Origin of the sequence: Streptomyces sp. NPDC085524 (assembly GCF_044541755.1) — a bacterium.
In the GTDB taxonomy this organism is placed as follows: Bacteria; Actinomycetota; Actinomycetes; order Streptomycetales; family Streptomycetaceae; genus Streptomyces.
In genome coordinates, this window is record NZ_JBITTH010000002.1 from 391,569 (window position 1) to 404,669 (window position 13,101).

The window sequence follows — 13,101 nt, forward strand, 5'->3', positions numbered from 1 at the left end:
GAGTCGGCAGCAGTCGAGCATGTCGTCGGCCGGTCAGTACGGCGGAGCACGTCCGGCGCAGTCGGGTCTCCGGCGCCGGCCTCGACTCGGTGACCGCCGCGCGATCCAAACGGGTCAGGCGGTTCACGAGCGATTCTGGCGCCGTGTCAGCCGTTCCCCGGGATGTCGGGGAATTCCACGAAAGCCTTACCCGTTCGGCTTGATTCCTTGACCGCCAGGCGAGGCATGAACGGGGTGCCTGCCACCGCCGGGTCTCCGCACCGCCCATCCTGGCCAACACCGGATACGTGTCCGGTAGGCCTCCCGCGTCCGAACGGAGTTTCCGTTGAGTTACCTTCAGTTCCCTCGCCTCCACTTCTCAGGCAGGTTCGTTTTCGACCCTTCCACCGTCAACAACGACCCAGAGCACTTCAACAACGACACGTTCCAACCTCGTTTTCACAGACGCAGTCGGTTCGGAGAGGACGGCTGGTGGAATCCACGGGGAAGTGCCTCGTTCCGCCTGCGCGACTGCAGGGTGACCAGCGTCGTGGGGGCGGATGGCCGTCTGGTGACGTCCGGTGCGATCGATCCCGTCGTCGAGGGCTCCCTGATGGACGACGGCGATCGCGTCAGCGCAAAGATCCAGGATCTGGACCCGGTGCAGCAGGGCGTCTCCCAGATCTGGGGCCTGGGGCTTCGGCTGTTCGACAGCGGGCGGCGGCAGGTGCTGTACGGGGACTTCCGCCACGCCTCGTTCGTCGACCTGTGGGCGCGCTGCTCCCAGGCCACAGGCCTGGACGGGTTCTCCGCCGCCTACCAGTCCGTCATCAGGCTCAGCCCTGACCAGACGGACACGGGGTCGTCGCCGTTCCTGAAGGAACTGGTGGAGAGCACGGCCGATGACGGGTTGTCCATCAAGTTCATGCTCGACGGCTACGAAGCCGACTGGGACTCGCCGCGGTTCGGTACGGGCCGCATCGTGGGCTCCATCGGGCCGACCACGTCCGGAGAGCCCCGGCACTTCACGGCGGCGCGCCGACTTCGCAGCCCGGCCGTGAGCGGACCCTTCATGGACGCGCCGTGCCGCATCGACGGGCAGGACCGGCTGCACATCGATCTGGGCAACAGCGTCCCCACCAGTACCCCCGGCGGCCCTCCCCTCGACAGCATCGGCCTCCTTCAGGTGGTGGCCCTGCCGAAGGGCGGCGGCGAGCCGGATGTGCTGGCTCAGCTCGGCCCCCTCGACGACAGGTTCCTCACAGAGCGCGCGGGCATCGCCACCATCCAACTCCAGCAGGGAAAGTCGACGTTCTCGGACCGTCGGCTCGCCCTGAGGACCCTCGACGGCGCCGTGCTGCTGGCGGAGAACAGCGACGCCAGTTTCGCCCGGGCCGACGACGTCGTCTTCCGTGTCTACCCGTCGGCGCAGGCGGGGGAGGGGCCGACCACCACCGTCCACGCCACCCGGTTCGGTGAGCCGGCCGCCAACGTCAAGATCGTTTTCGGTAACGCCGCCTTGGAAGACGCCAAGCGGCATTCCGACGACAACTCGCTGGTCGCACCCCCGGTCCCGATGGGCGAGCGAGGTGGGCTCCAGCCGATCCAGCCCGTAACCACCGATCAGCGAGGGCAGGCCACGGTCCGACTGGCGGCGACCGACCCGGGCAACCCGCGCGGCTATATCGACGGACAGGTCTACAACGTCGATTACGGCCCGGAGTACTCGAGCGGCAGCGGGACCGTGATGCACAAGGAAGACCAGCTCAACGTGCTGGTCTGGGACGAGTACAAGGAGCCGGCCGACATCGCCTGGATCCCTGACGTCAAGCCCATCCTCCAGCAGTACGCCAACCTGTACCCGGTGATGCGGGACGTACTCGACCTGGCGAACTACCACGACGTCGTCAAGTACAAGCACCGCCTCCAGCACGTCCTTACCGAGCCCATGGATTCACCGGGCCACATGCCGGTCACCCGCGACCTGTCGCCGGGCAAGCGGGACGCGATCGTGAGGTGGCTGCGCCAGGAGCGGCCCCCCTTCCTGGCGCTCCGGAACGTCGATGACCTGCGCCACGCACTCCAGCTCGCGCTCGAGCTTGAGCACTCCACCATTCCGCCGTACCTGTACGCGCTGTTCTCCCTCAAGCCCGGCAATAACCGCGAGGTGGCCGAAATCATCCGGGGCGTGGTGATGCAGGAGATGCTGCACATGACCCTGGTCGCCAACATCCTGACCGCGTTGGGCGGGAAGCCCCGGATCGGTCGGCCGGGATTCGTGCCGACGTACCCGAACCACTTGCCCGCCGGGGTACTCCCCGACCTCGTCGTCTCGCTGCGCCGGTGTTCGATCCAGCAGATCCGCGACGTGTTCATGGGGATCGAGAAGCCCGAGCGACCTCTCACCAAGGCGAGGACGCCCTATCCAGAGCCAGTCGTCCCCGAGCGGATCGAGCTCAATGAGCTGGGCGAGGTCACGTCCTACCACTACGAGTTGCCCCAGAACAACACCGTCAAAATGGCTCAGGCCATTTCGGCGCAGGATCTGAACACCCATCTGTTCTCCCCGCTGAGGACCTTCTTCGAGGAGGCGGAGTTCGAGGAGTTCACCATCGGGTGGCTCTACACACAGGTGGCCAGAAAGATCAGCGAGATGGGGGACGGCATCTTCACAGGAAGCGACAAGCCCCAGGTGCTGAACTGGCCCGGCGAGGCGCCGGGGAACCTCCACAGGGTGTACGACGTCGCCACCGCCCACTCCGCGATCTACGAGATCATCCATCAGGGCGAAGGCACCATCGGCAACCCCGAGTATCAAGGGCAGCCCTCCCACTACTACCGGTTCCAGCAGGTCGTCAGAGGCAGACGCTTGATCCAGCAGGACGGCGCATGGGTGTTCGAGGGCGAGGAGATCCCCTTCGACCCGGACGGTGTGTACCCGGTGATGGACGACCCCGATACGTCCGCGATTCCGCAGGACTCGCCCGGCCGGCTCGCGTCCGAGCTGTGCGACCGGGCGTACGGTGATCTCCTCGGGGCCCTGGACCGGGTCTTCAACGGGCACCCCGAGCACCTGCAGGAGGCAGTCTCGCTGATGTACTCCGTCGAGGTCCGCGCCAAGGAGCTGTTCCAGCACCCGTCCGCTCCCGGCGCCGGTACCGTCCTGGGACCGAGCTTCCAGGTCTGACGCGAGGCCAGGCGGCCACCACCTCCACGACCGCCGCTCGCGCATGTGCCTCCATGGCCTGGCCGGAGCATTGCCCGGCCAGGCCCGGACGCCTGGTGCGGCGTCCGGTGCCCGCAGGCCCGTGCCCCTCCGGCGCCACCGCCGACAGCAGCCGCGCCAACCACCGGCACCGATCGGATACCGCGGTCAGCAGGAGAACGGCGAGGCCGACCACGATGCAGCGAACAGCGGCATGCGCCGGTCGGTCTCGTCCGAGTGGTCCCCGGCCGCTGTGGTGGCGCCGCCGGCCAGGTACCTTGCGCCGGGCCCGCTGTGGGTAGTGCGTCGTCGCGCAGGCCGGAGACGAATCCTCACGTGTCTTTGCCCTGGAGCGAGGAAGCCTGCAGGCCCGCCGTCTCGGCAACGGTGCCCGGTGGGCCGGGCACGCGCTACCCGAGGCCCGCCAGCCGCAGGAGCAGTGGCTTCACATCGGTGGCTTCGACCCGACCGCAGACGGCACCGGAAGCTGAGCACACGATGACCGGCCCGTCATCGGGGTCCTCAGGCAGGCGGCCGTGGCTGCCGCGGACGGGCGACGGGTCGAGTGGTACGACTGCCATGTGGTAGCGCATGCCGAGTCTTTTGCGGGTGAGTGCCCACATCGCCCTGGCCCTCACCCAGGGATCGAGGGGGTCCAGAAACAGCTCGGCGGGGTCGTAGCCGGGCTTACGGTGGATCTCTACCGTCCGGGCGAAGTCCGGGGCGGCCGCGTCGTCCAGCCAGTAGTAGTACGTGAACCAGGCGCCGGGCTCGGCCACGGCGACCAGTTCACCCGAGCGTGGGTGGTCCAGGCCGTGGTCCTTCTTGCCCTGGTCGTCGAGGAGTCGTTCCACGCCGTCGAGGGCCAGGAGCGCCCCGCGGGCAGCCTCCAAGTCCTCCGGACGGCGCACGTAGACGTGCGCTACCTGGTGGTCGGCCACCGCAAAGGCGCGTGAGGCCGCAGGGTCGAGATACTCCATGCCCTCCTGGGCGTGGACCTCGAGCAGTCCGGCACGGCGCAGGGCCCGGTTGATGTCGACCGGGCGGCTCACACGGGTGATGCCGTACTCGGACAGGACGACGACGGTGCGGCCCTCGGCCTCGGCGTCGTCAACGAGCGGGGCGATCACGGAGTCGAGTTCGGTGGCGGCCCGCTGGGAGCGCGAGTCGTCGGGGCCATACCGTTGCAGGTCATAGTCGAGGTGCGGCAGGTAGGACAGAACAAGGTCCGGAGCGCTGCAGCGCATGATGTGGCGGGTGGCCTCGGCGATCCAGCGACTTGATTCGATGCCCGCGCCCGGTCCCCAGAAGCGGAACAAGGGGAAGGTGCCGAGCGCCTGGGTGAGCTCGTCGTGGAGCCGGGGCGGGCGGGTGTAGCAGTCGGGCTCCTTGCGGCCGTCGGCGCGGTAGACGGGACGGGGGGTGACGGTGATGTCGGTCTCTGCGCCCATCGCGTACCACCAGCAGACGTTGGCGACGGTGTAGCCGGGGTAGGCGCGCCGGGCCGCGTCCCACAGTTTGTCGCCGCGGACCAGTTTGTTGTGCTGACGCCACAGGAGCACCTCGCCGAGTTCGCGGAAGTACCAGCCGTTGCCCACGGCGCCGTGTTCCGCTGGGAGCGTGCCGGTGAGGAAGGTGGACTGTGCCGCACAGGTCACGGCGGGCAGCACCGTCCCCAGGTGCGCCCACGAACCGGACCGGGCCAGCGTTGCGAGGCGGGGCATGTAGTTGAGCAGGCGCGGGGTCAGGGCCGCGACGTCGAGGACGAGGAGGGGCCGTGGCGGGCGGTGACTTGTCATGGCAGTTCCTTGAGGCCCAGGTCGACAAGGAGGTCGCGGGCGAAGGCCAGTTCGGCGGCGATGCCGTCGGCGAGCCAGCCGGGGCCGACGGGGCGCAGCTCCGGGGGGAGGACCTGCCAGGTGTAGGTCTCGACCTCGAGGTGGCGGCTCAGCGGCGCCGGGCCGCCGATGAGATGTTCCAGGGTGTCCCGGAGCACGTCGGTGGTGGAGGTGAGCGGAGGGGAGGGCGGCGCGTGCAGGGGAACATGGACGTGCGCGCGCCATGGCGACTCGTCCGGCAGGACGCCGCTGACCAGCGCCTCCGCGAGGTCGTCGGTGCCGAGCAGGCCGGCGGCGGTCCGGGTGCGAGTCTGGTGCAGGAAGCGGGGTTCGGCGAATGCCAGGAGGGCCTCGCGTACTTCGGGCAGACAGGGGTGCTCGGCGTGCAGCGCGGCGGAGAGCTGGACCTTGGGCACGGGGATCCGGGCGGCTTGAAGAGCGTTGAGCGCGGTGCGCGGGTCCTCGAAGCACGTGGCGAGGTGGCATGTGTCCAGGCAGACGCCGATGCGGTCGCCGGGGACGGTGGTGAGCTGTGCGATGGCTTCGGCAGTGGTCTCGACCACGCAGCCAGGCTCCGGCTCCAGGCCCACGCGGACGCGGCGGCCGGTCTCCGCCTCGAGGGTGGCGAGCCGTTCCGCGAGCGCGGCCAGGGCGGCCCGGGCGGCACGCGCCTGGGCCGCGTCGAAGGGGGTGCGCCAGGCGACGGGGAGAGTCGAGACGGTGCCTTCTGCGACGTCGTCCGGCATCAGTGTGGTGAGGAGCCTGGCCAGGTCGGCGGTGTGAGCCAGACGCCTGGGGTCGGTCCAGTCGGGCCGGTAGACGCGGTACTTGACCTCGGCGGCGCCGAATCCTTCATAGGGGAAGCCGTTGAGGGTGACGACCTCGAGGCCGCGCCGGTTGAGTTCGGAGCGCAGTCGGCGCAGGGCGGAGGGGTCCGCGGTCAGGGTGCGCACTGCGTCCCTGGAGAGCCACAGGCCGATGCCGAGCCGGTCCCGCCCGAGCAGCCGTCGCACCGGCTCGCAGTGGTCGCGGAGTTGGGCCAACACCCCGTCGAAGGTCTCGGCCGGGTGGACATTCGTGCAGTAAGCGAGGTGGACGACGTCGCCGTTGGGGTGGCGGAAGCGCACGGGGGCCTACTCCTCGCCGCGCTGGATGGAGTTGCCCTCGTAGGGGGCGTCCGGTCTGCCGCGGTCGAGGCTCAGCCGTCCGCTCAGTCCGTAGAATGCCACGGGGTTGCGCCACAGCACCTGGTCGGCATCGTCCTCGCCGAACCCTGCCCTCAGCATGGCATCGCCGACCTTGCGGGTCGTGAGGGGGTCGCTTCTACCCCAGTCCGCGGCGGAGTTGACCACGATGCGTTCGGTCCCGAAGTCCTTGAGGACGGCGACCATGCGGTCCACATCCATCTTGGTGTCCGGGTAGACGGAGAAACCGAGCCAGGCGCCGCTGTCCTTGGCCTCCTTGGCCGTGGTCTCGTTGAGGTGGTCGAGCAGCACCCGCTCCGGAGGGAGGGCGGACTCGCGCACGACGTCGATGGTGCGGCGCAGGCCGTTGAGCTTGTCCCGGTGTGGGGTGTGGACGAGGGCGGGAAGCCCGTGGTCGTGGGCGAGCTGGAGCTGGGTGGCGAACGCGGTGTCCTCGGCGGGGGTCTGGGAGTCGTAGCCGATCTCGCCGACGGCGACGACGTGGTCTTTGGCGAGGTAGTGCGACAGTTCGTCGATGACGGGCACGCACCGTGGGTCGTTGGCCTCCTTGGGGTTGAGGGCGATCGCGCAGTGGTGGGTGATGCCGTACTGGGCGGCGCGGTAGGGTTCCCAGCCGAGCAGTGAGTCGAAGTAGTCGAGGAAGCAGGCGGGCGAGGTGCGCGGCTGGCCCAGCCAGAACGAGGGCTCGACGACGGCCCGCACGCCCGCCGCGCGCATGGCCTCGTAGTCGTCGGTGGTGCGGGAGGTCATATGGATATGCGGGTCGAAGATGCGCATCAGGGCTCCTCCGCCTCTGTGGTCAGGGCTTGGACGACGTACAGGTCGACGGGTACGGGGCGGCCGGCGGCTGTGCGTTCGCCGGTGTGGTCGGCGAGCATGCGCGCGAGTTCGGCGTCGCCGCGAGCCCGCCTGGCCAGGCCGGCGACCGCGGCCACGGGGACCCCGGTGCACAGGCACTTGAGGACCGCGTGCCGCCAGGTGTGCGGGGCGAGGTGTTCGGCGGCGTACGGGCCGACTGCAGCGGCGATCAGGCGGGTGTCGCTGGTTCGCAACGCGTCCTCCACGAGCGGCAGCCCTTCGGCAGGGGCGAGCTCCAAGCCGGGCAGCGCGAGCAGCACGGCGCGGCGTTCGTCGGCGGTGCCCCGACGGTAGAGCCGCGCCACGGTGGCGGCGCCGGCGCCTGCGGTGTGCAGCAGCAGGACGCGCGCCGTGTCGGCTGCGGCCTCGGAACCGCAGCGGCGGCCGGCCTCGGCGAAGCGCAACTCCCATGCCGGCAGGCTCCGCCGATGTCCGGCCGCCGGGGCCGCGGGTGCGGCCGCCTCGGCAAGGGACGCTTCGAGCCAGACCCGGGCGGCGGGCGGGAGCCGCTCGCCGAGGGCTGTGAACGGCTCGTCCGCTGCCGCTCTTGTGATGGCCGGTGGGGTGGTCACGATGTGCCTCCGTTCCGCAGGAAACGCAGAGAGCTCTCGGCGAGGTCCGGGCCCATGTGCGAGTGCCGGGGCAGTTCGACGACGGTCAAGCCCCGGTAGCCCACGGTGCTCAGGGCGTCGAGGACGGGCGGGAAGTCGATCTCGCCTTCGCCGAAGGGAAGATGCTCGTGGACCGCGCGGCGCATGTCCTCGATTTGAACGTGCCGCAGCCAGGGTGCGGCGGCCCGCACGCAGTCGGCGGGCGGCTCCGGCTCGAGGCACTGGCAGTGCCCGATGTCCAGGGTGAGGCCAAGGACATTCGGGTCGCCGAGGTCCGCGCGCAGGCGGTGGAAGTCGGCGAGGGTGGCGAGGAGGTGGCCGGGCTCGGGCTCGATGGCGAGGGACAGCCCTTCGCGTTCCGCCGCAGCGAGTACCGGTTCGAGCGCTTGGCCGAGCCGCTTCCACGAGGTGCCGTCATCCGCTCCGTCCGGCATGGTGCCGCTGAAGCAGTGCACGGCGTGCGCCCCGAGTTCGGCAGCGATGTGCACGGCAGTCACCAGCAGCCGGGTCCTGGTGGCGCGCGCTTCGGGGTCGGGGTCGATCAGAGAGGGTCCGTGCTTGCACCGAGGGTTGAGGATGTAGCGTGCGCCGGTCTCGACGGTCACGCCGAGGCCGAGCCGCGCCAGGCGCCGCGCCACCTGCCGGGCACGGGCGAGCGCATCGGGGGCTGCCGGGTCGAGGTGCATGTGGTCGAGGGTCAGCCCGACCCCGTCGTAGCCCAGGTCGGCGAGGAGTACAAGGGCGTCGTCGAGCCTGAGGTCGGTCAGGCCGTTGGTGCCGTAGCCGAATCGCAGGCTCATGTCGGACTGACCCTCCGTGAGAGCCTCCGCGCGGCCGGCGCCAGGGCGATGATGGCCGCCGCAGCGCCGACCGAGCCGCCCCGCGCCGCCAGTGCGGCCTGCAGCGGGATCATCGCCCGGATCCCGCCACCGACGGCCCGCTGGGTGCAGGCGGGCGAGGGGTCGAGCACTGTACGGATCAACGGCCCCGCGACCGTGGCCGCGAACCCGGCCGCAAGCCCGGCCGCGAGCCCGGCCCGGGTGGGGCCCTCGGGGGAACGGCTCCGACGCCGGCCGAGTCGGCGCCGACGGCACGTCGCGATCCCCACCGCTGCCGTCGTGCCGAGCGCGGCAAGGGGGGCGGTCCGCGATCCGCCCAGCGCCTCGTGGCGGGAGACCATCGTGACGGCGAAGGTGTGCGCTCCCAGGACGGCCGCCGGGCCCAGTGCCGCCCGCGTTCCTGAGCGGGACGTGGCCGCGGCGCCCAGGAGCAGGTCCAGGCAACGGGCCGCCGTCATGACTGCCGGGCCTGCCTTGGTCCGCTTCAGGCCCAGGTCATACGCCCACACCGTGGCCGCGAGGACCGCCGCGGTCCGCGCGGCTTCGCGGCCCGCCTGGCGAGCCAGCGCCAGGCCGGCCGCTGTCAGGCCGGCCGAGGCCGCGAGTGCAGTGCCCGGCCTGATCCGACCGGAGGGGATCGGGCGGTGCGGTCGGCAGGTCGCGTCCTCGTTCTGGTCCGCCCAGTCGTTGAGGGCCATCCCTGCCGCGTACAGGCACAGTGAGGCGCCCATCGCGAGCCCGGTTCTGCGGGTCGGCCGCTCCCCGGTGGCCGCCGCCCCGGCGAGCGCATCACCCGGAACCGTGACCAGGGCGGAGACTCTCAGGAGTTCTGCCCAGGCACGCAGCCGGGAAGCAGGCCGCGCGGCGGTTCGCCGGCCGGCGGCCGGCATCACCGTGGCTCCCGCAGGCGCTCGGCGAAGCCCAGCAGAGCCGTGTACTGGTCGGCCAGCGCCGAGGAGCCGCCGTCGGGGTCCTTGAAGTACAATCCCAGCTCCGGGCGTGGGCCCGTGATCCCCGCCTCGTGGGCGCGGGCAAGCAGCCGCACCAGATCGAGGACCAGGGGTGCGGCCAGCGCCGAGTCACAGCCCTGCCAGATCGTCTGCAGGACCATACGCGCACCGAGGAAGCCGTCAAAGGCGATGTGGTCCCAGGCAGTCTTCCAGTCCCCCAACACCGGCACGTCGTCGATGTGCACCTTTCCTTCCGGCAGAAAACCGAGGGTGTCGTGCAGCGTCCGGTTCTTGCCGGCGTTCTTGGCGGCAGCAGCCCCGGGGTCCGCCAGCGCGGCGCCGTCCCCTCCGCCGAGCAGGTTCGTTCCGGACCAGGCGCGCACCTCCAGTGCGCGCTGCCGGAACATGGGCGCGAGCACGGCCCGGAGCAGGCTCTGCCCGGTCTTCCCGTCCCGGCCCGCGTGGGGCACCGCCGCGTCGCGGGCCGCCGTGCTCAGCGCCGTGTGACGCAGGCCCAGGGACGGCGTGAAGTTGACATAGGGGCATCCGGCGCGCAGCGCGGCCGCCGCGTACAGCGAACTGGGGGGCAGAGCGGCGTCGCCCACAGCGGGCGCGGGCTCCGTGGTAGCGACGTTGACCACGACCGTGCGAGCCGCACCGCATCGGCTCGTGAAGCCGGCGATGTCGGCCGCGAAGTCCGCGATCAGTTCCTCGTCGCCTCGGGGGTCTGCGGGCAGCGGTCCGCCGATCCGCATCTCCGCGTCAGCGGCGTCGAGTTCAGCGCGCACTGCTGACGGCAGCCCGTGTGGCAGCACTCCCGCAGCGGCCAGTGATTCCGCCTTCTTGAGGAGCGGGTAGCCCGCCGTGTCGTGCCCTCCGAAGACGAACGAGGACAGGGAGGGCAGCCCGCTCCCCGCGAACGGCGGGGTCTCGGTGACCATACCGGTCGGTGGAAGCAGCCCGGCGCTAACGGCGGCGCACCCCGCAACCGCCGTAACGGCGACGGACCCCCGGGCCCCGACGAACCACACTCCAGTCCGGGATCCGGCTTCGGGCTCGGACCCATTGGCGTGAAGGGACACGGGCTGCCTCCCAAAGGCGCCGACTCTTGACGATCCGTAACTCTGACATTACGGGATAATGCCCCATTCCATGTCTGCTTGATGCTTATGTCTCTCTTGCGCTGGTGCCGTTACCCATGGCCGTGCGACCCTGCCGCCGAGTCGCACGAGCACCTGAAGACCTCCAGTCGTAGGTGGTGACGCCTACGCGATCGAGGCCGACCTGAAGCGCAACGAAACGTGACGGGCTGTCGGCGTCAGGGAAGCCCAGAAGGTCATCGCAGCAGGTCAAGTGGCAACAATGCCCATGGATGAGTCCGTCCGGGCCGATCGCGCCTGCGTATGTCCAGCCGGAGGATCCGGTCCGGCTCGCCGGGCCTGCTTGCCGCTAGCCCGCAGGTGAGCGGGCAGGTTCCGGAGACGCAGGGCGGCTTGCGGCCACATGTCTCGCACACCTCCCGCTGGGAGGCCGGATGGCCCAACAGTTTCGGGGGCCACGAGGCCGGCCATGTCCGGGTCGGGCACTTCGACGAGAACCCGGCCGGAATCCGCCGCTGGAGCGCCGCGGGCCGGCTCGCCTGGACACCAGACGGCGCCCGCAATCTACCTCCAGGCCGAGCCCGTTCACCGAGTGGGGCGTGTTCGATCTCAGCAGCTGCTACCCAGCACTGGAAAGACCATGTCCACCCGGTCGCCGACCAGCAGACGGACAGTCCGCAAGGAGCATGCAACCCACCCAGGCAGGCTTGACCCCCGCACCATCCCCGTTGTCTTGCCTGAGCACTGGACCGCCCGGCTGGACGAACTCGACGCACCCAGTCGGCAACGGCGGCGGGACGCGCCGATCCGCCTCGTCCAGATGAACTGCGGCGCCTCCCGCCGCTCCGCCGACACCTACGTCGGAGTCCCCCGGGGCCGCTCCATCTGGCCGGTGAGCCTCGCTGACGCTCCGGAGTGGTTGGCCGGTGCCCGTGACGACTGGGAGATGCCGGGACGGAACCCGCTCGGGCCGTGCCCGCGATGAGCCTCTACGGCACAGGCGGCCATGACGGAGGCTTCGACGTGGACCTGCCTGTCGAACCCATGCTGACGTGTGGTCGCGCGTTCACGAGCCTTCAGCGTCCACAGCTCCCGCCAGGACACGACAACTGGGCCTGTTGACCTCGGCCTTAGAGGTCGGTTCAAACTGGATTGCGGCAGTTTGATGCCGTTCTCGAGCTGGCTGGTCGCGATGCAGTAGTGCCCATGGGTGCTGTGGGGTGGCGGGTGAGGCGGGCTGGCTCTTGTTCCTGTCTCAACCCAGGATGTCCGGCCGTGTTGGCGCGAGTGCTTCCGGTGCCGCGGCTGTACGCCTGGGCGCACTCGGTGTGTGGCGGTACGCCGGAATCATGACGACGCGACGCCCGTATCCGAGTGATCTGCGCGATGAGCGCTGGGAGTTGATCGAACTGTCGGCGTGGCGCTTCGAGCGCCGCGGCCGGGCTCTGGACTTCGGCCGGCTCCGCGGGATGACCTGCGTGAGATCATGAACGCGATTCTCTATGTGGACCGCACCGGCTGCCAGTGGGTTACCTCCCCCATGACTTCCCGCCGCACCAGAGCGTCTACGGCTACTTCGCGAAATGGGCCGACGAGGGCGTGTTCGCCCAGCTCAGCCAGGGCATCGACGCGGGCAGCTGGGCACAAGCCTTCGACCGGATCACACGGCACCGCGATGCGGACGCCGCGCTGGCAGGCATGATGGGGAACGTCGGCGACCACCTGGTCCTCCAGAGGGAGGCCCACGACCAGTTTGAACCGCATGTGCGGCAGATTTTCGAGGACGTTCGCGCTGGCCGTGATCAGGACGGCCCCGTCGGACCCCTCGATACGGTGCTCGGCCTCGACGTTCGCGAGCTGGTGGCCCCGCCAGGTGAACTTGCCGAGCCGGACCGTCAGCCCGAGCTCGCGCAGTCGCCGGGCCAGCGCGACGACCACGAGCGGGTTGTCCCCGCTCGCCGCGTCGCGGCTGCGCACCGTCAGCGGGGCTCCTTCGGCGAGCGGTTCGGCGCCCGAGAAACGGGCGACGTACTCGCGCATCAGCGCCGGGGTGACCGCCGCGCGCGCCGCCTGCACGGTCTGTGCGGACGGCAGCGCGGGTGCGAACCCGGCGGCGAACCCCGCGGCCTGCGCCCCGCCCGGGCGTGACAGGAGGGCGGGGTCGGGCAGCAGCCGTTCGATGTGCCCGGGCAGGGCGCCGGGGAGGTGGATCCCTTCGACCGGGGCGTCGGCGGCCGCCGCGAGATACACACCTCCGGGAGCCGGACCGAGTGACACGACGGTGGTACCCGAAGGGGCGATCTCGTCCGCCACGAGGGCGAACGCAGCAGAGGCACGCATGCCCGCCTCCGCCGCGGCCCGGTCCTCGGCGGGACCGGCCGCGCACTCCGCCGGGGCGACCACCACACGGTCGTCCCGCAGCAGAAATGCCACCGTCTCCTCCACCGGACCCTGGCCCTGTTCCAGCCTGCTGACGCCCTGCCCGGTCGCCATCGCGAGAACGAGCCGGTCGGAGG

The 13,101-nt window shown here is 70.5% G+C and carries 8 protein-coding genes and 1 pseudogene; 2 read left to right on the forward strand and 7 right to left on the reverse strand.

Annotated features, from left to right (window positions below; genetic code table 11):
* Window positions 1–550 precede the first annotated feature (550 nt).
* Window positions 551–3,166 carry a ferritin-like protein gene (locus tag ACIGFK_RS04585; protein WP_400050508.1) on the forward strand — a complete coding sequence of 872 codons (2,616 nt, stop codon included), beginning with the start codon at window positions 551–553 and terminating at the stop codon, window positions 3,164–3,166.
* Between the two features lie 428 nt (window positions 3,167–3,594).
* On the opposite strand, the gene ACIGFK_RS04590 is transcribed toward ACIGFK_RS04585, so the two are convergent.
* The 7 genes from ACIGFK_RS04590 to ACIGFK_RS04620 are packed head-to-tail and all read right to left on the reverse strand — an operon-like array spanning window position 3,595 to window position 10,567.
* Complete coding sequence (locus tag ACIGFK_RS04590; RefSeq protein ID WP_376655880.1) at window positions 3,595–4,983, reverse strand: nucleotide pyrophosphatase/phosphodiesterase family protein; 1,389 nt, start codon at window positions 4,981–4,983, stop codon at window positions 3,595–3,597.
* Window positions 4,980–6,149 (reverse strand): metabolite traffic protein EboE, encoded by a 1,170-nt coding sequence (gene eboE / locus ACIGFK_RS04595; RefSeq protein ID WP_376655879.1) that lies wholly within the window; start codon window positions 6,147–6,149, stop codon window positions 4,980–4,982. Before eboE ends, ACIGFK_RS04590 begins: the two co-directional genes overlap by 4 nt.
* Before the next feature lie 6 nt (window positions 6,150–6,155).
* Window positions 6,156–7,004 (reverse strand): TatD family hydrolase, encoded by an 849-nt coding sequence (locus tag ACIGFK_RS04600; RefSeq protein ID WP_376655878.1) that lies wholly within the window; start codon window positions 7,002–7,004, stop codon window positions 6,156–6,158.
* Window positions 7,004–7,657 (reverse strand): EboA domain-containing protein, encoded by a 654-nt coding sequence (locus ACIGFK_RS04605; protein ID WP_400050510.1) that lies wholly within the window; start codon window positions 7,655–7,657, stop codon window positions 7,004–7,006. Before ACIGFK_RS04605 ends, ACIGFK_RS04600 begins: the two co-directional genes overlap by 1 nt.
* Complete coding sequence (locus ACIGFK_RS04610; protein WP_400050512.1) at window positions 7,654–8,496, reverse strand: sugar phosphate isomerase/epimerase family protein; 843 nt, start codon at window positions 8,494–8,496, stop codon at window positions 7,654–7,656. The genes ACIGFK_RS04605 and ACIGFK_RS04610 overlap by 4 nt, the downstream gene beginning before the upstream one ends.
* Entirely contained in the window at window positions 8,493–9,425 is a 933-nt protein-coding gene (locus tag ACIGFK_RS04615; protein WP_400050514.1) for an SCO3242 family prenyltransferase, read from the reverse strand. Before ACIGFK_RS04615 ends, ACIGFK_RS04610 begins: the two co-directional genes overlap by 4 nt.
* Window positions 9,425–10,567: an inositol-3-phosphate synthase gene (locus tag ACIGFK_RS04620; protein ID WP_400050516.1), complete on the reverse strand. Its 1,143-nt coding sequence runs from the start codon at window positions 10,565–10,567 to the stop codon at window positions 9,425–9,427. The genes ACIGFK_RS04615 and ACIGFK_RS04620 overlap by 1 nt, the downstream gene beginning before the upstream one ends.
* Before the next feature lie 1,367 nt (window positions 10,568–11,934).
* On the opposite strand from ACIGFK_RS04620, the pseudogene ACIGFK_RS04625 reads away from it, so the two are divergent.
* Window positions 11,935–12,202, forward strand: a pseudogene (locus ACIGFK_RS04625) (transposase); the annotation flags it as partial.
* Between the last annotated feature and the right edge of the window lie 899 nt (window positions 12,203–13,101).

Bases quoted from the DNA above. Each gene is read 5' to 3' on its own strand.
- ACIGFK_RS04610 (WP_400050512.1), bottom strand. From the start codon at position 8,496: ATGAGCCTGCGATTCGGCTACGGCACCAACGGCCTGACCGACCTCAGG.
- ACIGFK_RS04615 (WP_400050514.1), bottom strand. From the start codon at position 9,425: ATGCCGGCCGCCGGCCGGCGAACCGCCGCGCGGCCTGCTTCCCGGCTG.
- ACIGFK_RS04590 (WP_376655880.1), bottom strand. From the start codon at position 4,983: ATGACAAGTCACCGCCCGCCACGGCCCCTCCTCGTCCTCGACGTCGCG.
- ACIGFK_RS04600 (WP_376655878.1), bottom strand. From the start codon at position 7,004: ATGCGCATCTTCGACCCGCATATCCATATGACCTCCCGCACCACCGAC.